Below are 20074 nucleotides of genomic sequence, written 5' to 3'. Positions count from 1 at the left end.
CGGCCATGACCCCTAAAACAGCGGTAGTCACCGGAGGCAGTCGCGGCATCGGCAAAGCGGTCGTCCTGGCACTGGTCGAGGCCGGCTACCAGGTCGCGTTCAACTACGTGCGTGACGAAGCGGCGGCCCTGGCGGTGCGTGACGAAGTCGAAAAACTCGGCGGCGAGTGCTTCACGGCGCAGTGCGACATCAGTGACACCCACAGCATCAAGGTGTTTTTCGAACAGGTTGAACAGCGCTTCGAGCGCATCGACCTGCTGGTCAATAACGCCGGCATCACGCGCGATGGGTTGTTGGCGACGCTCTCCACCGAGGCAATCTGCGAGGTGATCCAGACCAACCTGATCGGCACCCTGCTCTGCTGCCAACAGGTGGTGCCCGGCATGATGCGTCAGCGTCAAGGCTGCATCATCAACCTCAGTTCAGTGGCTGCGCAAAAGCCAGGCAAAGGGCAAAGCAGCTACGCCGCCGCCAAGGGCGGTGTGGAGGCACTGACACGCGCCCTGGCGGTCGAGCTGGCACCGCGCAATATCCGCGTCAACGCGGTCGCACCGGGCATCGTCAGCACCGACATGACCGCCGCCTTGCTGGAAACCCACAAGCAGGAAGTGCAGTCGCGACTGTTGATCAAGCGTTTTGCCGTGCCGGGGGACATTGCCGAGGCCGTGCTGTACCTCGCCGAGCGCGCGACCTATGTGACCGGCGAAGTACTGTCGGTCAATGGCGGGCTGAAAATGCCATGAATACACCCAGAACGTTTTTGATTACCGGTGCCGCCAACGGCATCGGCCGGGCAGTGGCGGAACATTTTGCCAACGACCCGGCCCATCGCCTGATCCTGGTGGACCGTGACGTGGCATCGCTGCGGGACTGGGTAGGCGCCGCAACCTTTGCCGCGAGCATCGAAACCCATGGCGTCGATATAGCCGACCTTGCCAGCGTGCAGGGGTTGTTCAACGACCTGTCGGCGCGCCTCGGCTTTATCGATGTACTGGTCAACAGCGCCGGGGTCTGCAACGAGAATGAACCGGAGGACCTGGACAACTGGCACAAGGTGATTTCCGTCAATCTGAATGGCACCTTTTATGTCACCTCGCTGTGCCTGCCACTGCTGGCGGATCGCGGACGCATCATCAACTTGTCGTCGATCCTTGGCCGCATCGGCAAGGTCCGCAACACCGCTTACTGCGCCTCCAAGCACGGCATTATCGGCATGACCAAGGCACTGGCACTGGACCTGGCGCCGCGCCGGATTACCGTGAATGCGATTCTGCCAGCCTGGATCGATACGCCGATGCTGCAAGGCGAGCTGGCGACGCAAGCCAGTATTGCCGGGATCAGCCAGGAGCAGATCCTGCGCAATGCCAAGAAAAAACTGCCCTTGCGCCGGTTTATCCAGGCCGACGAAGTCGCCGCCATGGTGCGTTACCTGGTCAGCCCCGAGGCCTCCGGGGTCACGGCCCAGAGCCTGATGATCGATGGCGGCGCCGGGTTGGGGATGTAGCCATGAACACAGCATTGTTCACGCGCAGCCTGTTGCTCGGCCTGGTCTCGCTGGCGCCGCAATTGGCCGGCGCAGACCTGTTGCCGGCCCATGCCGATGCGGAAGTAGGACTGGCCAGTGCCTTGCGCCTGCACGGCGACGATCCTGTCACCCAGAAGGCGGTGTATTTCAAGGCCAACCTGGAAGACAACTGGGACAGCGGCTATTACAAGGCCAAGGGCCGGGTGCGCTACGACGCGCGCTATGACGGGCACAACCCTTACAGCCAGGAGGCACGGGATGACTACCGCTTCAGTGCCGACTGGCGGCACCTGTACTGGGGCCAGTACCTGGGTGACGGTGAAGTTACCGTAGGTTGGCAGCAAGTGGTCTGGGGTCGCGCCGACGAGTTGCGGGTGCTGGACCAGATCAACCCCATCGACTATCGCGAAGGGGTGACGGCCTTGCTTGAAGACAGCCGCATCGCCGTGCCGATGGTGCGCCTGACCCAGCCCGTGGGCGAGTGGGAAGTGGAAGCCCTGTGGATCACCGACTTCCTGAAAAACCAGGCGCCGGCCCAGGGCAGCGAGTTCGACGCGCCGTTGTTCGCAGTCCCGGACCCGGACCTGTTCGTGGTCGGTTCGAAGCCGGACTACCGCGGGCAGAAGGGGTTTTCCTATGGCATGAGCGGCAACGGCAGGATCGGCTCGGTGGACGCCAGCTTTGTGGCCCTCAACGCCCGCCAGCAGGACCCGGTGTATGCGGTCGAGGGCATCGCCGACGATCAGCGCGTCCTCCTGGAACGTCAGTTCCCGCGTTACAGCATGGGCGGCGCAGGCCTGGCGATCGATGCCGGCCACAGCTTCGTGGTGCGCAGCGAGGTGGCCTACTTCGATCGCTGGCACGTCACCAACCCCTACCGCACCCACGGCAGCAGCCAGAGCCCGATGATCAAGTCATTGCTGGGGGTCGACTACCTGCTGCGCAACTGGCTGATCTCTGTGCAATGGCAGGAGCAGCAGTTACTGGACTGGCAAATGGGCATGGTGCAGGACAAACGCCAGCCGCTGTTCACCCTGTCCGCCGAGGGCAACCACCTGCGTGACCGGCTCAAGTCGCGCCTGGTATTGGCCATGTCACCACCGGCCAAAGACGACGCCTTGCTGCAAGGCATCTTCACCTACACCCCGGTGGACTGGCTGAAGCTCGGCCTGGAGGTGGATGTGTTTTTTGGCAAGGAGGACCGCACTTTTGGCCAGTACCGCCAACGCGATCAACTGCGCGTGTCTGCCGGCTACCTGTTCTGAGCCCCGAACTGATCTCAATAAAAACCTCTTCAAGAAAAGGAAATTCTATGTTGCCGCCCCTCAAGGTCTTGACCGCCAGTCTCCTGATGCTGACCAGCATGGGGGCATTGGCCACCCCGAACGCCGACGACATCATTCGTCAGGCCCGTGACCGCAATGACGGCAAGAGTTTCATGTCGCAGGTGTCGTTGATCCTGCTCGACAAGCAAGGCAATAGCCGGGTGCGGGAGTTCAGCTACCTGCAAAAGGATTACCCGGACAGTGACAAGTTCACCATGTACTTCTCGGCGCCCAACGATGTGCGCAACGTCGCCTTCCACATCGAAAACCCCCACGAAGCGCTGAATGCCGAGGACAGCCAGTGGATGTACCTGCCGGTCAGCCGACAGACCCGTCGGATCTCAACCACCGACAAGCGTGGCGCGTTTATGGGCAGCGATTACTCCTACGCGGATCTGGACAAGATCCGCGCCGAAGACTATCGCCAGACACTGGTGGGCGAAGAGACCATGGGCGGGCGCGAGTGCTACGTCATCGAACGCACGCCGGTGTCTGCGCAGATTCTTGCCAAGACCGGCTACAACCAGCTCAAGGTCTGGATCGACAAGCAGAACAACCTGGTCATGCGTCAGGATTTCTTCGATGTCAAAGGCGTGATGTTCAAGCAGATGCGTACGCTGAAAGTCGAGACAGTCGATCAAATCGACAGCATCACCCTCAGCGAAACCGAAGACTTCATCGCCGGCACGCGCTCGCAACTGCGGTTCAACCAGTTGCAGTACAACGTCGAACTGGACGACTGGCTGTTCAACCAGACCGCGATAAAACGCGGCCTGAAAACCGGCGACCTGCCTGAATTTGCCGTATCCGCCCGCTGAATACTGCGCCTGCCTTTCGTGGAACCGATTGAACTATGGAACGATACCTGAACTTCGTTGAGCGCTATGCGCGCGCGATTGTATTTGTGCTGGTGGCGATCACGGCCTACTTCACCTATACCCTCGGCTCGCTGATGTCGGACACCAACCCCTACTTGCTCAAGGAAAGCCACCCAGCGCGTAAAACCATTATCGACCTGCAACACGAGTTCACCGGCACCTATGACTCGGTCATGGTGGCCCAGAGCAATGCGCACAGCGTGTTTAACAAACAGTCGCTGAACGCGCAGTTCGAAATCTCCCAGGCCCTTCGCCGGCTGATGCTGGCCAATGCCGATGATGAAGTCGAGTTGCGCCGTGTTGTCGGCCAGCACGAAGACGACAGCCGCGCCCAACTGTTGGCCAGCGATATCCTCGCCGGCGGGTTTAACCAAAACGATTATGCCCAAGCCAAGGCCCTGCGCGATCACGCCCACAGCCAGGGCTGGGCAGAGCGCGACCAACAGTTTCTGACCTTCCTGGCGGAGCGGATTAACCCGATCCAGGAAATGGCCTCGATGGCCGACCTGGAAAACATCAGCCTGAGTGCGGATGGCGAGCTGTGGATTCACAAGACCCTGCATGGCTTGGACATGGACCCGCAGGTGGTCGAAGCGCAGATCATGGGCAACGAGCAAATGGTCGGCGGGGTGGTTTCCCCGGACAAAAAAGTCGCGGTGGTGGTGGCCGAACTGGGCACCAAGCAAGACGACGCCCAGGCACAACTACGGGCTTACCAGCAGGTTCGCCAGATCGTCGCTGACTATCAAAGCAAACACCCGCAGTTCACCGATGAAGTGTTTATTGCCGGGACGCCGATTTTCATCGCCGCCCAACAAGAGATCATCGATCACGACCTGGCGCTGCTGTTTCCTATCGTGTTCCTGCTTGTGACCTCCATGCTGGTGTTTTTCTTTCGCAAGCCGCTGGGTGTGTTCCTGCCGCTGTTCAATATCCTCTTCTGCACCATCTGGACGCTGGGGCTGATGGCGTTGTTAAAAGTGCCCATCGACCTGCTCACCAGTGTGCTGCCGGTATTTTTGTTCACCATCTGCTGCGCCGACGCGATACATGTGATGGCTGAGTACTATGAGCAACTCAATGCCGGCAAGACGTACCGCGAGGCCAACCGCGAGACCATGCGCCGCATGGTGGTTCCGGTGGTGCTGACCACCGTGACCACCATCGCCACCTTTATGATCTCCACCACCAACAACATCGTCAGCATCCGAAACTTCGGCGTGTTCATGTCCATCGGGCTGACGGCCGCGTTGATCATCTCGCTGCTGTTGATTCCGGCGTGGATTTCCATCTGGGGCAAAGATCAGCCGCCGCGTAAAACCGTGCACAAAGAGTCGATCATCTCGCGCTACCTGGTGGCTTTTTGTGCCCGCCTGATCCGCTGGCGCAAGCCGGTGCTGCTGGTCAGCTTGCCGTTGTTGGCACTGATGACGGTGTTTACCTTCATGGTCGATATCGAAGACTCGGGCATCGCCTACTTCAAGAAAGACAGCCCGGTGCGCGTGTCCGATGAGTTCATCAACCGCTCCCGGATCGCGGGCACTTCCCCCGGCTGGATTGCGTTCGATACCAAGACCCCGCGTGGCGCGTTGACCACTGAGACGGTGCAGTTCCTCGACAAACTCGATCATTTTCTCAAGTCCCAGCCCAACGTCAGCTACACCTATTCGGTGGCGGCTTACGTCAAGCGCATGAACCTTGTGCTCAATGATATGAACCCCGATTACCTGCGGGTACCACAGGCCCTGGAGCAAGTGACATCCCTCAACGATGAGGGGCAGGCGGAAACCTTTGAGGTCGACGGTAACGCGCTGATCGAGCAACACATCATGATGTTCGAGAACGGCGGTGGCTCCGATTTGCAGAACGTGCTCAACGCGGACTATTCCAAGGCGTTGACGCTCTACACCATGACCTCGTCGGTGGCCAGCGACTACAAGGCCATGCTCGATCGCCTGGACGCCTGGCTGCTGGTAAACAAGCCGGCCAACCTGCAGGTTACCCATGCCGGTACGCCAAAAATATGGACCGGCATATTGGCCGAGATCACCCAGGGCCAGGTACTGAGCTTCTCGCTCGCGCTGCTGGTGGTCACGCTGATGATGATGTTCTGGCTGAAGTCCGTCCGCCTGGGCATTCTGGGCATGCTGACGCTGCTGACCACGTCGGTGACGGTGTATGGCTTTATGTACCTGTTGGGCATCGAGTTGAATATCGGCACGACGCTGGTGACGTTCCTGGTGGTGGGCGTGGTGGATTACGCGGTGCACCTGCTATCGCGCATCAAGCTGCTGGTTCAGCAAGGTATCCACGTGGACGAGGCGATTCTGACGGCGATGCACAGTGTCGGACGTTCGACAGTGGTCAACGTGGTGATTTTCTCCGTGGGCTTCCTTGCCCTGCTGTTTTCCGCCTACAAGCCGGTCATTGACTTGGGAACACTGGTAGCGCTGGCGCTCTTCTCCAGCGGCGTCATGACCATCTTGCTAGTAACCTTGATATCTCCGTGGTTCTTTGCGGCCATTGTGCCCGAGCAACGGGCTGATGAACGCGAACACCCAGAACGCGAGGCCGCCTTGAGCTAGAGGCTGAAACGGGCGACGCCGGCCATAGCCATTAAGTAACCACTGGTTGCCGGCGTTTCCGAACAGCGCACACCGCTTCATGAGGTCACGCAGCAAGTTCGTTCAGGCCGTTTTGGAAAGATGTTCAAACTGGCATTGGTACTGGGCGTCCTTGAGGCTGCTTTCGAACTGCTCCAGGCCGTCGTAGATATTTTGCAAGCCTTCGATCTGGGTTTTCAGTTCCAGCTTTTTATCCGCAATGGCCTGGTTGGCCAAATCCCACGGCAGCTCCTGGCCCCGGTGATCCTGAAGGATCGCCTGCATTTCCTTGAGTTTGAAACCCAGTTGCTGAGCGCATTTGATGAACGTCAGCAGCTCAACGCTTTGCTGGCTATAGACCCGGTACTTCCCTTCGCGCACGGGCGGCGGCAGTAAACCAATGTCTTCATAGTGGCGGATCGTCTTGACTGTCGTGCCCGATAGCTGGGCGGCTTTGCCGATATACATGAAAAGTCCTTTTTTATGGCACAAGAAGAGGCGCGTACTTTGGCGCGCCGCATCTTCACACATGTCTACGGGGTCGGAAACCCGAAGGTGTCAAAAGGCAGTGTATTGGCAGGGATGAAGCCGGCATCGCCTGTTGCGAGGCGATGCTGTGCAACGGCGGTGTCAGCGGCCCGCGATAGCCTGGGCTTGCTTGAGCCACGCTTCGCGCTGTGAGGCGCCGGAACCGAGGATCGGCCCGAAGGTGAGGGTCTTCAACGGTTTGATGCCGCAGAACTCCAGGGTGGTCTTGCGCATCTGGTGCAGGCCCGGCATGCGGTAGACCCACTTGAAGTACCACGGCGGGGTATCCATCGTGACCAGCAGGTGAGCCGTGCGCCCCTTCAAAAGCTTGTCGGGAAAGGCTTTGCCTTCGCGGTACTTGAAGGCAAAACCGGGAAGGAATACCCGATCTAAAAAGCCTTTCATCAAGGCCGGAATTCCCCCCCACCAGATGGGATAGACAAACGCCAGGTGCTCAGCCCATGTGATATCGGCCTGCGCCTTGAGCAGATCGGGCTCCAGCAACTGAACCTGTTTGTAGCCATCGTGCAGCACTGGATCAAACCGCAGTGCATCCAGGCGTAACACACGCACATCGTACCCGGCATCTGTGGCCGCCTTCACATAGGTGTCGGTCAATGCCCCGCAGAAACTGTCGGTTGAGGGGTGCCCCAGAATCACCAGTACTCGCTTACTCATCATCACTTCATCCTGAAAAGTTGAGCGGCCAGGATAGGGTGTGCCCGTAACGGGAGAGTCAACAGGGAGGTTTGCCAAATGCTGGTATAGCTGGGTGCATTGCGCACCGGTAGGTAAGCCCCAAATCACAGGCAAAAAAAAACCCGGAAATCCTCACTTGCGTGGGCCTTCCGGATTTTCTAAACCGCCAAAAATGGTGGGTCGTGTGGGATTCGAACCTACGACCAATTGGTTAAAAGCCAACTGCTCTACCAACTGAGCTAACGACCCGCTGTGTGGTGGCGCGTATAATACTGATTTCTAAGGATTATTCAACACCTTATTTGAAATAAATCAGAAATAACGCGTGGGGTCCGTAATTCCGGCCATTTGGAAGCCCTCTGCACGCAGCCGGCAGCTGTCGCATTTCCCACAGGCACGGCCGTCATTGTCTGCCTGATAGCAGGAAACTGTCAGCGAGTAATCGACACCAAGTCCTACGCCAGCCTTCACGATAGCGGCCTTGCTCATGTTTTGCAGCGGCGCCCGAATGCGAAAACCCTGCCCTTCTACCCCCGCCTTGGTCGCCAAATTGGCCATGCGCTCGAACGCTTCGACGAACGCCGGGCGGCAGTCCGGGTAGCCGTTGTAATCAAGGGCATTCACGCCGATGAAAATGTCGCGGGCATTCAGCACTTCTGCCCAGCCGAGGGCCAGGGACAGGAAGACCGTGTTGCGTGCAGGTACGTAAGTGACCGGGATGCCTTGGGTGGGGCTCTCTGGGACGTCGATGGTGCTATCGGTCAGGGCCGAGCCTCCAATGCCGTCGAGGTTCAGGCCGATCACCTTGTGCTCGACCACTCCAAGGTCCTGGGCAACACGGACGGCAGCCTCCAGCTCGGCGCGGTGGCGCTGGCCGTAGTCGAAGCTCATGGTGTAACAGCTGTAACCTTGGGCGCGAACCATGGCCACTAGCGTTGCGGAATCGAGGCCACCTGACAGCAGGATGACCGCGCGCTTTTGATCAGTCATGTCAGCGCCCCGGTTCGTCGTTCCACAGGTACTTATGCAACTGCAATTGCAGGCGTACGGGCAGGTTATCGGCAACCACCCAGTCGGCCAGATCGCGCGCGTTCAGGTCGTGGTGACTGGGAGAAAACAACACCTCACCGGCACGGCGGTCGAGGCCGTACTGGATCAGCTTGGAGTTGGCCCAGTCGTAGTCTTCACGGGAACAAATCACGAACTTGACCTGATCGTTAGGCGTCAGCAGTTCGATGTTCTCATAGCGGTTGCGGTGCGCTTCCTTGGAGCCTGGGGTCTTGAGGTCAACCACTCGGCTCACACGCGGGTCTACTGCGGAAATATCCAGGGCGCCGCTGGTTTCCAGGGACACCTCGTAACCGGCGTCACACAGCTGCTTGAGCAAGGGAATGGCATTGGGCTGGGCCAGGGGCTCGCCCCCCGTCACACAAACGTAGCGCGGCCGGTAGCTGGCAACTTGCTCCAGGATGTCTTCGAGGGTGCGCACGGTGCCGCCACTGAAGGCGTAGGCGCTGTCACAGTATTGGCAACGCAAGGGGCAACCGGTCAGGCGCACAAAAACTGTGGGCAGGCCAGCGGTTCGCGTTTCACCCTGTAACGAGTAAAAAACTTCGGTGATGCGTAATGTGTCTTGCATAGTCGCCACGGGCGTAACAGCTAAACAGGCTGTCCGCCTCCGTCAGGCACTTCAAGGAACCCCGCCAACGCGCAGGCCCCAGGAAGCGTGTGTCATAAAAGGGCGTGGATTCTAACGAAAAAACCCGCGCCAGGCGCGGGTTTCTTCTAAACGGGCAGTATCGCTTACAAGCGTTGCAGATCCCGTTGAGCCAACTGTGCTGCGGAAGTACCCGGATATTGGGCTACGACCTGCTGCAGAATGCCTTTGACCTTGTCGGTATGACCCAGGCGGCGTTCTACGTCAGCGAGTTTATACAGCGAATCGGGCACCTTGGCGTGCTTGGGGTACAGCTGACTGACCTTGGCAAATGCCTGGCCCGCCCCCTGCAAATCACCCTTTGCCAGATTCACCTCGCCCAACCAATACTGGGCGTTGCCCGCATACTGGCTGTTTGGGTAGCGGCCCAGGAATGCGGTAAAGGCCTTGCTGGCCTTATCGAAATCCTTGGCCTTGATCAGGTCGAAGGCTGCATCGTAATACAGCTTTTCCTTCGCAGGATCACCCGGTTCAGTGCTGGCGGCAGGGGCTTGGCTGGCAGCCGCGCCCCCTGCTGCAGCACCGGCAGCGGCACCACCGATAGCGGCACTGGGCGCGCCACCGGCGGAAGAATTATCAGGAGTAGCGGCAGGTGTGACACCGGCTCCTATACGTCGATCAAGATCCTGGTAACGCTCCAGGCCTTCTTGCTTCAGCTGACGCACCTCATTTTGCAGAACTTCAATGGTGCCTTGTTGCTGCGCCAATTGATCCTGCATGCGTTGCAGCTGGTTGAACAGTTCGCCCTGTGCCGAGGGGGCAGACGTAGCCGCCCCCCCAGCATAGGCGCCGTTCGTGCCATAACCCGCTGGCGGATAGCTGCTCCCGCTATTGTTATAGCCAGAGTTGCTATCTTCCACAGGAACCGCAGCCCACACCGCAAGCGGGGCGAAGCTGAGAGCCAATACAGTTAGAGCACGACGGCACGTTCGCATGACGAATTACTTACGCAGTTCGACGCGACGGTTTTGAGCCCAGGACTGCTCGTCGTGGCCAGTAGCAACTGGACGCTCTTTACCGTAGGAAACCAGTTCCAGTTGGCCTGGAGCAACACCTTGCAGTACCAGGTAGCGCTGAACGGCTTTCGCACGACGCTCGCCCAGTGCCATGTTGTACTCACGAGTACCACGTTCGTCGGTGTTACCTTCCAGAACAACGCGAGCGCCGTTAGCTTTCAGGTCCTTCGCGTGAACGTCCAGAGCGCGCATGGCTTCTGGCTTCAGGTCCGAACTGTCGTATTCGAAGTAGAAAGTGGTGATAGCGCGCAGAGCAGCTTCTTCGCTCAGGGAGCCGTCAACTGCACCAGTGTTAGCGCCGTAACCAGCGTTTGGATCAACAGCTGCGCCTTCACCGGCATTGTCGCCGCCTTTAGACGAGCAACCAACGGCTACGGACAGAGCCAGAGCCAGAGCAGCAAACTTACCAAACTTCAGCATTTCCATCGTGAAACTCCTAATGAACCCCAGTGTGTTAAGTACTTCTTTTTGTAGCGCCGCGTCAGTTCAGGTAAGGGGACCAGGACGGTTCTCTGACTTCGCCTTGTGCGGTAGGAAGCGGGAGCCTTACGCGTCCATTAATGGACACGAGCATCAAGACTCCCCGGCCCTGCTGGCGGGTGGCGTAGATTACCATGGTGCCGTTGGGCGCAACAGTGGCTGACTCATCAAGGTTGGTATCTGTGAGGATTTTTACGGTTCCACGCTGCAAATCCTGGGCCGCAACCCGGAAATTAGTGAACCCATCCTGACGGTGAATCATCACCAACGTCTTTTCATCAGCCGAAAGCTTAGGATTGGCGTTGTAGTTACCGATAAAGGTCACGCGTTCCGCACCCCCACCGCCAACGCTCGTTTTGTAGATTTGTGGCTTGCCGCCGCGATCGGAGGTGAAGTAGATGGTCGAACCATCCTTACCCCAGAACGGTTCGGTGTTGATGCCAGGGCCGCTGGTCACACGGCTGATCTGGCGCGAAGCCATGTTCATCACGTAGATGTCCGGGTTGCCGTCCTTGGACAGCACGAACGCCAGGCGCGAACCATCCGGCGACCAGGCCGGTGCACCGTTGAGGCCTTCGAAGTTGGTGATCTGCTCACGACGGCCAGTATCGATGTGCTGGACGAAGATACGCGGACGCTTCTGTTCGAAAGACACGTAGGCGATACGCTTGCCGTCCGGCGCAAAGCGCGGCGACAGTATTGGCTCACGCGATTGCAGCAAGGTGACGGCGCGTGCACCGTCATAGTCCGAGCGCTGCAGGGTGTAGCGGGTGTTGTCTACCGAGAAACGCTCAGCCGTTACATAAAGCAGACGCGTCGAGAACGCACCCTTGATGCCGGTGAGCTTTTCAAACGACTGGTCCGAGATGTAGTGGGCCATGTCGCGCAGTTGTTCGGCGGTGCCCGATACGCTGCCGGTCAAGACCTGCTGCTCGGTGGCCACGTTGAACAACGTGTACTGGATCTGCAGGCGACCGCCAGCCGGCGTGATGCTGCCGACCATCAGGTACTGGGCGCCCACGGCTTTCCAATCACGGAAGATGACTTCGCTGGCCTGGGTCGGCTGGCTGATCATGTTGCCTTTCGGAATCGGAGCGTAGTAACCGGAGTTGCGCAGGTCGTCGCTGACGATCTGGGCCATGTCGTCCGGCAGCACGCTGCCGCCCTGCCAGCCAAACGGCACTACCGCGATCGGGGTGGCCCGATCGCTACCGCTGGTGACCAGGATGTTCTTTTCATCCGCCGCCGCTATCCCTGCCATACAGCAAATAACGACAAGCATTCCTCGAAGAAGGTTTCTCACAAGGCTAGATCCTCAGGTGTGAATGTCATCTTGAATGAACGATAGGGAGCGAAGTCACTTGGTTTCATTCCCTGCATCTCGGTCAACCGGCCAATATTCTTGACCGCGGCAACCGCCGAACTGTCGAACGAACCGTCACCACTGGACTTGGCCACGCTGACCGAAGTCACCGTACCGTCCGGCAACATGCCGATCTGCAGCACTACTGTCATGCCTTTGCGTGCCGAAGGTGGACGTGTCCAGCCTTCTGCTGCCCGTGCCCGAATCAGGTCGTCGAAACTGCCCGCGACTTCATCACCACGCTCATCGGCCAAGGCTTGCTGACGCTGCGGCGTGTCGGAGAGCAAATCTGCCAAGGCCTGGGCCTTTTTCTCTTCGGCGGATTTACGCGCTGCTTCCTGGGCCTTTTTCTTGGTGGCATCGGCGGCAGCTTTCTTCTTCGCGTCGTCGGCGATTTTTTTCTTCGCCTCGTCTGCTTCAGCTTTTTTCTTGGCGTCTTCGGCGGCTTTCTTCTTCGCGTCTTCGACTATCTTTTTCTTGGCGTCTTCAGCGGCCTTTTTCTTGGCCTCTTCTTCGGCAGCCTTTTTGGCTTCTTCTTCAGATTTCTTCTTGGCTATATCAGCCAATTGTTTCTCTTCAGCTTTTTTAGCTTCGGCAGCTTTCTCGGCTTTCTTGGCTTCATCAGCCTTTTTCGCCTCGTCGGCCTTCTTGGCTTCGTCAGCCTTTTTCGATTCCTCGGCCTTTTGAGCCGCCTCTTCTTTCTTTTGTTCCGCAGCAGCCTTCACCGCTTCCTGCTCGACCTTCTTCTGTTCCATCTGTTCGACTTCAGTCTGGCGCGCAGCCGACTTCTGGGCCTCACCCGCAATCTTCTGATTGGTCTGGGTAGTGGCCTGGCTTTTCGATTTCAGCTGATACAGGGTCGCCTGCACGATCGGCTTGGCTGGCGGCAGGTCCGGGGTCATGGCAAAGCTGACGAACAGCATGCCAAATACCAGGACGTGCAGGGCAATTGCCCAGACGCTAGGCCAGAAGAAGCTTTCCGAGGCGGACGGCTCTCGCTGTTGGTGCATCAGGGCGCCTCGGTAATCAAGCCAACGTTACCGACGCCGGCCTTCTGCAGCCCGCCCATAGCGCCCATGACGGAGCCGTAGTCGACTGACTTGTCGCCGCGGATGAACACCTGGGTGTGCTTGCCGCCTTCGTTGCCGGAGCGAATGATCTTGGTCACCGCGTCGGTCATCGCCGGCAGGGTCAGGGCCTTGTCCTGCTGCTTCTGAGTGTCGACTTCGCTGCCAAGGTTCCAGTAATAGGTCTTGTCAGCCTTGATCGAAATGGTCAGGACCTGAGTGTTGTTGTCTTGCGGCAAGGCTTCACTGGAAACCTTGGGCAGATCAACCTTCACGCCCTGGTTGAGCATCGGCGCGGTCACCATGAAGATCACCAGCAGCACCAGCATCACGTCGATGTAGGGCACTACGTTCATCTCGGCGACCGGCTTGCGCTTTTTGCGAGCTCGAGCGATTAAAGCCATTGGGAATTACCTGCTTATTCTTCGCTGGTGTGCACTTTACGGTGCAGGATCGCCTGGAATTCATCGGCGAAGGTGTAGTAACGGCTGATCAACGTTTCGCTGGTTGCAGCAAAGCGGTTGTAGGCAATTACTGCGGGGATAGCGGCGAACAGGCCGATCGCGGTGGCGATCAGGGCTTCGGCAATACCCGGTGCCACGGTGGCCAGGGTCGCTTGCTGGGCCTGGGCCAGGCCGCGGAACGAGTTCATGATCCCCCACACCGTACCGAACAGGCCGATGTACGGGCTGACGGAACCGACGGTAGCGAGGAACGGCAGGCTCTGCTCCAGTTTCTCTTCTTCACGGGAAATGGCGACGCGCATGGCACGGGCCACGCCTTCCATGACCGCTTCCGGATCCACACCCGGCTGCTGGCGCAGGCGCGAGAATTCCTTGAAGCCGGCGCGGAAGATCTGCTCGACGCCCGAGTCCGGGTCCGGGTTGCTGCCGGCCTGACGGTACAGCTTGGACAGGTCGATACCCGACCAGAAGCGCTCTTCAAAGCTCTCCAGGGCACGTCGACCGGCACGCAGCAGGTTGCTGCGCTGAAAAATCATGACCCAAGAGGTAACCGATGCGGCTACCAGGGTCAGCATCACCAGTTGAACCACGACACTGGCATTGCTGACCAGGCTCCACATGGAGGAATGGTCGACGACGGTAGGTTCCACGCTAAATCTCCTGCTTTGATTGTTTACCCGCGCCGCTCACGGCGGCAAAGGCCACACGTAGAGTTTCGGGAATGGCCCGAGGTTTCAAACTGTTGGTGCGCACACACGCCACCAGGAACTGCCCCTCACAGAGCAGCGTTGCATCCGTTGCCCGCCTGACCTGCTGCTTGAAACGCAGGCTGGCACGGTTCAATTCGATTACTTCAGCGCTGACCAGCAACTCGTCGTCCAGTCGCGCCGGTGCGTGATAACGCGCCTCGCTGGAATGCACGACGAATAACAGGTCCTCCCCTGCCAGCTGGGATTGGGCAAAGCCCAGCTCCCGTAGCCGCTCGGTTCGAGCCCGCTCCATGAACTTGAGGTAATTGACGTAATACACGATGCCGCCGGCATCGGTGTCCTCGTAATAAACGCGACAGCGATGTGCGAACGACTGATCCCCGTTTTGCGCGCGCATACTCTAGTGCTTACTCCTCAGGTTGCCAATCCGGCTGGGCAACTGTTTTTTCATTCTCGAAAAACATATCCAGTGACTGAATGACGACGCCAGCCACTAGGACAGCACAAACATCGAATAAATCGACTGGCGTGAAGCTTTTAATCGTCTACTGCATCAAGGAATTCGTCTACCACGGGCATCTCACCCAATCGTGACGGAATGTTTAGCCCGAAGTGCAGATAGGCATGGCGCGTCACCACCCGCCCCCTTGGCGTACGCATGATATAGCCCTGCTGGATCAGGTACGGCTCCAGTACATCCTCAATGGTATGACGCTCTTCGCTGATGGCCGCCGCCAGGCTGTCCACACCCACCGGGCCGCCGTCGAACTTCTCGATCATGGTCAAGAGTAGACGTCGATCCTGATGATCGAAGCCGTGCTCGTCCACATCCAACAGGTTCAAGGCCAGGTCCGCCACGGCCTTGGTGATATGCCCCTTGGCCCGCACTTCGGCAAAGTCACGCACGCGACGCAGCAGGCGGTTGGCAATCCGTGGCGTGCCCCGGGCCCGACGGGCAATTTCGAACGCCCCTTCCGGGTCCAGGGGCAAGCCGAGAATATTCGCCGAACGGCTGACGATGGTCGCGAGGTCTGCGGTGCTATAGAACTCCAGACGTTGCACGATGCCGAAACGGTCTCGCAGCGGGTTGGTCAACATGCCCGCGCGCGTGGTCGCCCCCACCAGGGTGAACGGTGGCAAGTCGAGCTTGATCGAGCGGGCCGCCGGGCCTTCGCCAATCATGATGTCGAGTTGGAAGTCTTCCATCGCCGGGTACAGCACTTCCTCGACAATCGGCGAAAGCCGGTGGATTTCATCGATAAACAACACATCATGCGGTTCGAGGTTGGTCAACAACGCCGCCAAGTCGCCTGGCCGTTCCAGCACCGGGCCGGAGGTGGACTTGATCGACACGCCCATTTCCTGGGCAATGATGTTGGCCAGGGTGGTTTTACCCAATCCCGGCGGACCGAAGATCAGGGTGTGGTCCAAGGACTCACTGCGCCCGCGCGCGGCCTGGATGAACAGCTCCATCTGCTCGCGCACGGTGGGCTGACCGATGTAGTCGGCCAGGCTCAAGGGGCGGATGGCGCGGTCCTGGACTTCTTCACGGTCGCGCGGGCCGGTGGCCGCGATCAGACGATCAGCTTCAATCACTTAAATCATTCCCTTCAGGGCTCGGCGGATCATGTCTTCGCTGCTCAGGTTCTTGTCCTTGATGGCCGATACCGCTTTGCTGGCCTCCTGCGGCTTGTAGCCCAGGGAGATCAGTGCACTGACGGCGTCGCTTTCAGCACTCGCAACCTGGCCCGCCGGGATACCCGGCTGGTTCGGCACCAGGGCGAACATGCTCGGCACCACTTCCCAGGCCTTAAAGCGGTCCTTGAGCTCTACCAGCAGGCGCTCGGCGGTTTTCTTGCCCACGCCCGGCACCTTGGTCAACGCCGAGGTGTCCTGGGCCGAAACCGCACGTACCAGCTCATCCACTTCCAGGCTCGACATCAACGCCAAGGCCAATTTAGGCCCCACGCCATTGAGGCGAATCAGTTCGCGGAAGAAGTCGCGGTCGCGCTTGCCAATGAAACCATAGAGTAGTTGCGCGTCTTCGCGCACCACCAGATGGGTATGCAGTGTTATCGGCTCACCGACCGACGGTAGGCGGTACAGGGTGGTCATGGGCACTTCCAGCTCATACCCCAGCCCGTTTACATCCAGAATCAGGTGCGGCGGCTGTTTCTCAGCCAGGGTGCCGCGCAAGCGTCCAATCACGGTTCAGATCCTTAAAGCTTGGGGGTCAGATCGAGGCCTGACCGGAAATAACGATTGCGCTGATGCTATCAGAGACGCAGGCGCCCGCCACGACTGCGTGCCGTGCCCAAGCCATGAGGCAGCAGGCTGGAACGAGTGTGCGCATGGCAAATGGCAATTGCCAGGGCGTCGGAGGCGTCGATCTGCGGTTTTGAGGTGAGCTTGAGCATATGCATGACCATCATCTGCACTTGCTCTTTGTTGGCCGCGCCAGTGCCGACCACGGCCTGCTTGACCTGGGTCGCGGTGTACTCGGCGATCTCCATGCCCTCCTCGGCGCCGGCGACGATGGCGGCGCCACGGGCCTGGCCGAGCTTCAACGCCGAATCGGCGTTTTTTGCCATGAACACCTTTTCGATGCCCATGGTGACCGGACCGTAGGTCTGGATCACTTCACGCACGCCGCGATAGACGATCTGCAGCCGCTCGGCCAACTCGCCCGCACCGGTACGAATGCAGCCCGAGGCCACGTAAACACAGCCGCGCGGGGTGTGTTGCACCACGCCAAAGCCGGTAATACGCGAACCGGGGTCGATACCTAGGATTAAAGTCATAATGCCTGCGGGTTGGATAAACACATTTTTTGATACACCGTAGCTCTAATGTGGGAGGGGGCTTGCTCCCGATGCCGATCGTCCAGTTAGACGTAAGCTGACTGACTACACCGCCATCGGGAGCAAGCCCCCTCCCACATTTGGATCTACGTCATTCTTCAGCCTAACTGTTCGGCCACGGATTCCGGGATGTCGGCGTTGGAATACACGTTTTGCACATCATCCAAGTCTTCAAGCATATCGAGCATCTTCAGCACCTTCTGTGCGCCGTCCAGGTCCAGTTCGGCACTGGTGGTCGGCAGCATCACGATCTCGGCGTCGGAGCCTTTGAAACCGGCCGCTTCCAGGGCATTACGCACGGCGTAGAAACCAGCGAACGAGGTAAACACGTCGATGGAGCCATCTTCGTTGGTCACCACGTCGTCGGCATCCGCCTCCATCGCCGCTTCCATCAGCGCATCTTCATCCGCGCCCGGCGCGAAGGAGATCTGCCCCTTGCGTTCGAACAGGTAGGCCACCGAACCGTCAGTCCCCAGGTTACCGCCACACTTGCTGAACGCATGACGCACGGCGGCGGCAGTACGGTTGCGGTTATCGGTCATGCATTCGACCATCACTGCCACGCCACCCGGGCCGTAGCCTTCGTAGCTCAACTCGACCATATCGTCGGTGTCGGCAGCACCCGCGCCACGGGCCACGGCACGGTCGATAATGTCACGGCTCATATTGGCGCCGAGAGCCTTGTCCAGCGCCAGGCGCAGACGCGGGTTGGAGCCCGGGTCACCACCGCCCTGGCGGGCAGCAACCGTCAGCTCGCGAATCCACTTGGTGAAGATCTTGCCTTTCTTGGCATCCTGACGCTCTTTGCGGTGCTTGATGTTCGCCCACTTGGAATGGCCAGCCATAACACAACTCCGAAATTCTTTAGAAACCTTGATCAAACCCGCCGGGCGGGCCCATCTCTTCAAAACAAGGCGCTTTAACGCAAAGGCGCATCCGAAGATGCGCCTTTTTGACTGCGTAAAAACCCTAGAGCGCTTTCACGCAGCAGCCTTACTCAGCCTTCGGCGTCTCGCGCAGGCGGATATGCAGCTCGCGCAATGCCTTGGCATCCACCACACCTGGAGCCTGGGTCATGACGTCCGCAGCACTCTGGGTTTTCGGGAAGGCGATCACTTCACGGATCGACTGGGCACCGGTCATCAGCATCACCAGGCGGTCGAGGCCGAAAGCCAGGCCACCGTGGGGCGGCGCGCCGTATTTCAGGGCGTCGAGCAGGAAGCCGAATTTCTCTTCCTGTTCCGCTTCGTTGATGCCCAGCAGGCGGAAGACCGCTTGCTGCATCTCTTTGCGGTGGATACGGATCGAACCGCCACCCAGCTCAGTACCGTTCAACACCATGTCATAGGCGCGGGACAGAGCGCCTGCCGGGTTGGCTTCCAGCTCTTCAGGCGAGCACTTCGGCGCGGTGAACGGGTGGTGCAAGGCGCTGAAGCTGCCGTCGTCGTTCTCTTCGAACATCGGGAAGTCGACGACCCACATCGGAGCCCACTTGCAGGTCAGCAGGTCCAGGTCGTGGCCCAGCTTGATCCGCAGAGCGCCCAAGGCTTCGCTGACGATCTTGGCTTTGTCGGCGCCGAAGAACACGATGTCGCCATCGACCGCACCGACGCGATCCAGGATCACATTGAGGTTGGCTTCGGGAATGTTCTTCACGATTGGCGACTGCAGGCCTTCAACGCCCTTGGCGCGCTCGTTGACCTTGATGTACGCCAGGCCCTTGGCACCGTAGATGCCGACGAACTTGGTGTAGTCGTCGATCTGCTTGCGCGGCATGCTCGCGCCGCCAGGCACGCGCAGGGCGGCGATGCGGCATTTCGGGTCGTTGGCCGGGCCGCTGAACACCTTGAAATCAACTTCAGTGAGCTGGTCGGCCACGTCTACCAGTTCCAGCGGGTTACGCAGGTCTGGCTTGTCGGAACCGTAGCGGCGCATGGCTTCTTCGAAGGTCATGTGCGGGAACTCGCCGAACTCCAGGTCCAGCACTTCCTTGAACAGGTTGCGGATCATCTGCTCGGTGATGCCCATGATCTCTTTTTCATCGAGGAAGCTGGTTTCGATGTCGATCTGGGTGAATTCAGGCTGGCGATCAGCACGCAGGTCTTCGTCACGGAAGCACTTGGCGATCTGGTAGTAACGGTCAAAGCCGGCCACCATCAGCAGTTGCTTGAACAGCTGTGGCGATTGCGGCAGGGCGAAGAAACTACCGGCGTGGGTACGGCTAGGTACCAGGTAGTCACGCGCACCTTCCGGGGTGGCCCGGGTCAGGATAGGGGTTTCAACGTCGAGGAAGCCGTTCTCGTCGAGGAAACGGCGGATGCTGGCGGTCATGCGCGAACGCAGGCGCAGCTTCTCGGCCATTTCCGGACGACGCAAGTCCAGGAAGCGGTAGCGCAGGCGGGTTTCTTCGCCAACGTCGGAGTATTCGTTCAGCGGGAACGGCGGGGTTTCCGACTCGTTCAGTACTTCCAGCTCGTAGCCCAGCACTTCGATCGCACCGGACGCCATGTTCGCGTTCACGGCACCGGCCGGACGCAGGCGAACCTTGCCGGTGATCTTCACGACGTACTCGCTGCGCACGCGGTCGGCAGCGGCGAAGCTCTCGGCGCGGTCCGGGTCGAACACCACCTGGGCCAGACCATCACGATCACGGATATCGAGGAAGATCACCCCGCCGTGGTCGCGGCGACGGTGAACCCATCCGCAAAGGGTGATTTCCTGACCATCCAGGGTCTCGTTCAGTTGGCCGCAATAGTGGCTGCGCATCATGGTAGTGGTTTCACTTCTCGTAATTCGAAATTCGGTGGAGGCCCGCCTCGTCACCGTACATTAAAGCAG

21 protein-coding genes and 1 tRNA gene are annotated in these 20074 nt (G+C 59.2%); 5 read left to right on the top strand and 17 right to left on the bottom strand.

Features of this window, described 5'->3' with window-relative positions:
• Positions 1-5: 5 nt before the first annotated feature.
• The 5 genes from AD670_RS19330 to AD670_RS19310 are packed head-to-tail and all read left to right on the top strand — an operon-like array spanning position 6 to position 6313.
• Positions 6-743, top strand: coding sequence for a 3-oxoacyl-ACP reductase family protein (locus AD670_RS19330; protein ID WP_053135873.1), 738 nt, complete (start codon positions 6-8; stop codon positions 741-743).
• Positions 740-1504 (top strand): SDR family NAD(P)-dependent oxidoreductase, encoded by a 765-nt coding sequence (locus tag AD670_RS19325; protein WP_053135870.1) that lies wholly within the window; start codon positions 740-742, stop codon positions 1502-1504. Before AD670_RS19330 ends, AD670_RS19325 begins: the two co-directional genes overlap by 4 nt.
• 2 nt (positions 1505-1506) lie before the next feature.
• Complete coding sequence (locus tag AD670_RS19320) at positions 1507-2790, top strand: DUF1302 family protein (protein WP_053135867.1); 1284 nt, start codon at positions 1507-1509, stop codon at positions 2788-2790.
• Positions 2791-2837: 47 nt separating this feature from the next.
• Positions 2838-3668: an outer membrane lipoprotein-sorting protein gene (locus tag AD670_RS19315; RefSeq protein WP_053135864.1), complete on the top strand. Its 831-nt coding sequence runs from the start codon at positions 2838-2840 to the stop codon at positions 3666-3668.
• A gap of 35 nt (positions 3669-3703) precedes the next feature.
• Positions 3704-6313, top strand: a complete 2610-nt coding sequence (locus tag AD670_RS19310) for an RND family transporter (RefSeq protein ID WP_053135861.1) — start codon at positions 3704-3706, stop codon at positions 6311-6313.
• A 102-nt stretch (positions 6314-6415) separates the two neighbouring features.
• Here AD670_RS19310 and AD670_RS19305 read toward each other — a convergent pair whose 3' ends face one another.
• From AD670_RS19305 to aspS, 17 genes are all read right to left on the bottom strand, one after another.
• Positions 6416-6799: a MerR family transcriptional regulator gene (locus tag AD670_RS19305; RefSeq protein WP_048727012.1), complete on the bottom strand. Its 384-nt coding sequence runs from the start codon at positions 6797-6799 to the stop codon at positions 6416-6418.
• A gap of 162 nt (positions 6800-6961) precedes the next feature.
• Entirely contained in the window at positions 6962-7540 is a 579-nt protein-coding gene (locus tag AD670_RS19300; protein ID WP_053135858.1) for an NAD(P)H-dependent oxidoreductase, read from the bottom strand.
• A 191-nt stretch (positions 7541-7731) separates the two neighbouring features.
• Positions 7732-7807: transfer RNA gene (locus AD670_RS19295), tRNA-Lys, on the bottom strand.
• A gap of 63 nt (positions 7808-7870) precedes the next feature.
• On the bottom strand, positions 7871-8548 hold the full coding sequence (gene queC / locus AD670_RS19290; protein WP_053135855.1) for a 7-cyano-7-deazaguanine synthase QueC: 678 nt from the start codon (positions 8546-8548) through the stop codon (positions 7871-7873).
• Position 8549: 1 nt separating this feature from the next.
• Positions 8550-9197 carry a 7-carboxy-7-deazaguanine synthase QueE gene (gene queE / locus AD670_RS19285; RefSeq protein WP_053135852.1) on the bottom strand — a complete coding sequence of 216 codons (648 nt, stop codon included), beginning with the start codon at positions 9195-9197 and terminating at the stop codon, positions 8550-8552.
• A 164-nt stretch (positions 9198-9361) separates the two neighbouring features.
• Positions 9362-10210 (bottom strand): tol-pal system protein YbgF, encoded by an 849-nt coding sequence (ybgF, locus tag AD670_RS19280; protein WP_053135850.1) that lies wholly within the window; start codon positions 10208-10210, stop codon positions 9362-9364.
• A 6-nt stretch (positions 10211-10216) separates the two neighbouring features.
• A complete protein-coding gene (gene pal / locus AD670_RS19275; protein ID WP_003209827.1) occupies positions 10217-10717 on the bottom strand; it encodes a peptidoglycan-associated lipoprotein Pal in 501 nt (166 codons plus the stop codon).
• A 55-nt stretch (positions 10718-10772) separates the two neighbouring features.
• Positions 10773-12053 carry a Tol-Pal system beta propeller repeat protein TolB gene (gene tolB, locus AD670_RS19270; protein WP_043293513.1) on the bottom strand — a complete coding sequence of 427 codons (1281 nt, stop codon included), beginning with the start codon at positions 12051-12053 and terminating at the stop codon, positions 10773-10775.
• 17 nt (positions 12054-12070) lie between these two features.
• Positions 12071-13144: a cell envelope integrity protein TolA gene (gene tolA / locus AD670_RS19265; RefSeq protein ID WP_053135848.1), complete on the bottom strand. Its 1074-nt coding sequence runs from the start codon at positions 13142-13144 to the stop codon at positions 12071-12073.
• Positions 13144-13596, bottom strand: a complete 453-nt coding sequence (gene tolR / locus AD670_RS19260) for a protein TolR (RefSeq protein WP_161793227.1) — start codon at positions 13594-13596, stop codon at positions 13144-13146. The genes tolA and tolR overlap by 1 nt, the downstream gene beginning before the upstream one ends.
• A 23-nt stretch (positions 13597-13619) precedes the next feature.
• Positions 13620-14315: a protein TolQ gene (tolQ, locus tag AD670_RS19255; protein ID WP_053135845.1), complete on the bottom strand. Its 696-nt coding sequence runs from the start codon at positions 14313-14315 to the stop codon at positions 13620-13622.
• Between the two features lies 1 nt (position 14316).
• Entirely contained in the window at positions 14317-14772 is a 456-nt protein-coding gene (gene ybgC / locus AD670_RS19250; RefSeq protein WP_034100165.1) for a tol-pal system-associated acyl-CoA thioesterase, read from the bottom strand.
• Between the two features lie 140 nt (positions 14773-14912).
• On the bottom strand, positions 14913-15971 hold the full coding sequence (ruvB, locus tag AD670_RS19245; protein ID WP_053135842.1) for a Holliday junction branch migration DNA helicase RuvB: 1059 nt from the start codon (positions 15969-15971) through the stop codon (positions 14913-14915).
• Positions 15972-16583 carry a Holliday junction branch migration protein RuvA gene (gene ruvA / locus AD670_RS19240; RefSeq protein ID WP_053135839.1) on the bottom strand — a complete coding sequence of 204 codons (612 nt, stop codon included), beginning with the start codon at positions 16581-16583 and terminating at the stop codon, positions 15972-15974.
• A gap of 68 nt (positions 16584-16651) precedes the next feature.
• Positions 16652-17176 (bottom strand): crossover junction endodeoxyribonuclease RuvC, encoded by a 525-nt coding sequence (gene ruvC / locus AD670_RS19235; RefSeq protein ID WP_024077147.1) that lies wholly within the window; start codon positions 17174-17176, stop codon positions 16652-16654.
• Positions 17177-17334: 158 nt separating this feature from the next.
• The gene (locus tag AD670_RS19230) at positions 17335-18081 is read right to left on the bottom strand and encodes a YebC/PmpR family DNA-binding transcriptional regulator (RefSeq protein WP_053135836.1); all 747 of its coding nucleotides are present in this window, start codon (positions 18079-18081) and stop codon (positions 17335-17337) included.
• 148 nt (positions 18082-18229) lie between these two features.
• Positions 18230-20005 (bottom strand): aspartate--tRNA ligase, encoded by a 1776-nt coding sequence (gene aspS / locus AD670_RS19225; protein ID WP_053135833.1) that lies wholly within the window; start codon positions 20003-20005, stop codon positions 18230-18232.
• Positions 20006-20074: the final 69 nt, after the last annotated feature.

This window comes from Pseudomonas sp. MIACH (assembly GCF_001269925.1).
Lineage (GTDB): Bacteria > Pseudomonadota > Gammaproteobacteria > Pseudomonadales > Pseudomonadaceae > Aquipseudomonas.
This window is presented reverse-complemented; position numbering and strand designations above follow the sequence as displayed.

What these genes read in the sequence shown, in the direction of transcription:
- pal (WP_003209827.1), bottom strand. Translation starts at nt 10,717, where the DNA reads ATGGAAATGCTGAAGTTTGGTAAGTTTGCTGCTCTGGCTCTGGCTCTG.
- ruvC (WP_024077147.1), bottom strand. Translation starts at nt 17,176, where the DNA reads ATGACTTTAATCCTAGGTATCGACCCCGGTTCGCGTATTACCGGCTTT.
- tolA (WP_053135848.1), bottom strand. Translation starts at nt 13,144, where the DNA reads ATGCACCAACAGCGAGAGCCGTCCGCCTCGGAAAGCTTCTTCTGGCCT.
- AD670_RS19315 (WP_053135864.1), top strand. Translation starts at nt 2,838, where the DNA reads ATGTTGCCGCCCCTCAAGGTCTTGACCGCCAGTCTCCTGATGCTGACC.
- AD670_RS19325 (WP_053135870.1), top strand. Translation starts at nt 740, where the DNA reads ATGAATACACCCAGAACGTTTTTGATTACCGGTGCCGCCAACGGCATC.
- aspS (WP_053135833.1), bottom strand. Translation starts at nt 20,005, where the DNA reads ATGATGCGCAGCCACTATTGCGGCCAACTGAACGAGACCCTGGATGGT.
- AD670_RS19305 (WP_048727012.1), bottom strand. Translation starts at nt 6,799, where the DNA reads ATGTATATCGGCAAAGCCGCCCAGCTATCGGGCACGACAGTCAAGACG.
- queC (WP_053135855.1), bottom strand. Translation starts at nt 8,548, where the DNA reads ATGACTGATCAAAAGCGCGCGGTCATCCTGCTGTCAGGTGGCCTCGAT.
- AD670_RS19230 (WP_053135836.1), bottom strand. Translation starts at nt 18,081, where the DNA reads ATGGCTGGCCATTCCAAGTGGGCGAACATCAAGCACCGCAAAGAGCGT.
- AD670_RS19310 (WP_053135861.1), top strand. Translation starts at nt 3,704, where the DNA reads ATGGAACGATACCTGAACTTCGTTGAGCGCTATGCGCGCGCGATTGTA.
- ybgF (WP_053135850.1), bottom strand. Translation starts at nt 10,210, where the DNA reads ATGCGAACGTGCCGTCGTGCTCTAACTGTATTGGCTCTCAGCTTCGCC.
- tolB (WP_043293513.1), bottom strand. Translation starts at nt 12,053, where the DNA reads ATGCTTGTCGTTATTTGCTGTATGGCAGGGATAGCGGCGGCGGATGAA.
- AD670_RS19300 (WP_053135858.1), bottom strand. Translation starts at nt 7,540, where the DNA reads ATGATGAGTAAGCGAGTACTGGTGATTCTGGGGCACCCCTCAACCGAC.
- AD670_RS19320 (WP_053135867.1), top strand. Translation starts at nt 1,507, where the DNA reads ATGAACACAGCATTGTTCACGCGCAGCCTGTTGCTCGGCCTGGTCTCG.
- queE (WP_053135852.1), bottom strand. Translation starts at nt 9,197, where the DNA reads ATGCAAGACACATTACGCATCACCGAAGTTTTTTACTCGTTACAGGGT.
- AD670_RS19330 (WP_053135873.1), top strand. Translation starts at nt 6, where the DNA reads ATGACCCCTAAAACAGCGGTAGTCACCGGAGGCAGTCGCGGCATCGGC.
- ybgC (WP_034100165.1), bottom strand. Translation starts at nt 14,772, where the DNA reads ATGCGCGCGCAAAACGGGGATCAGTCGTTCGCACATCGCTGTCGCGTT.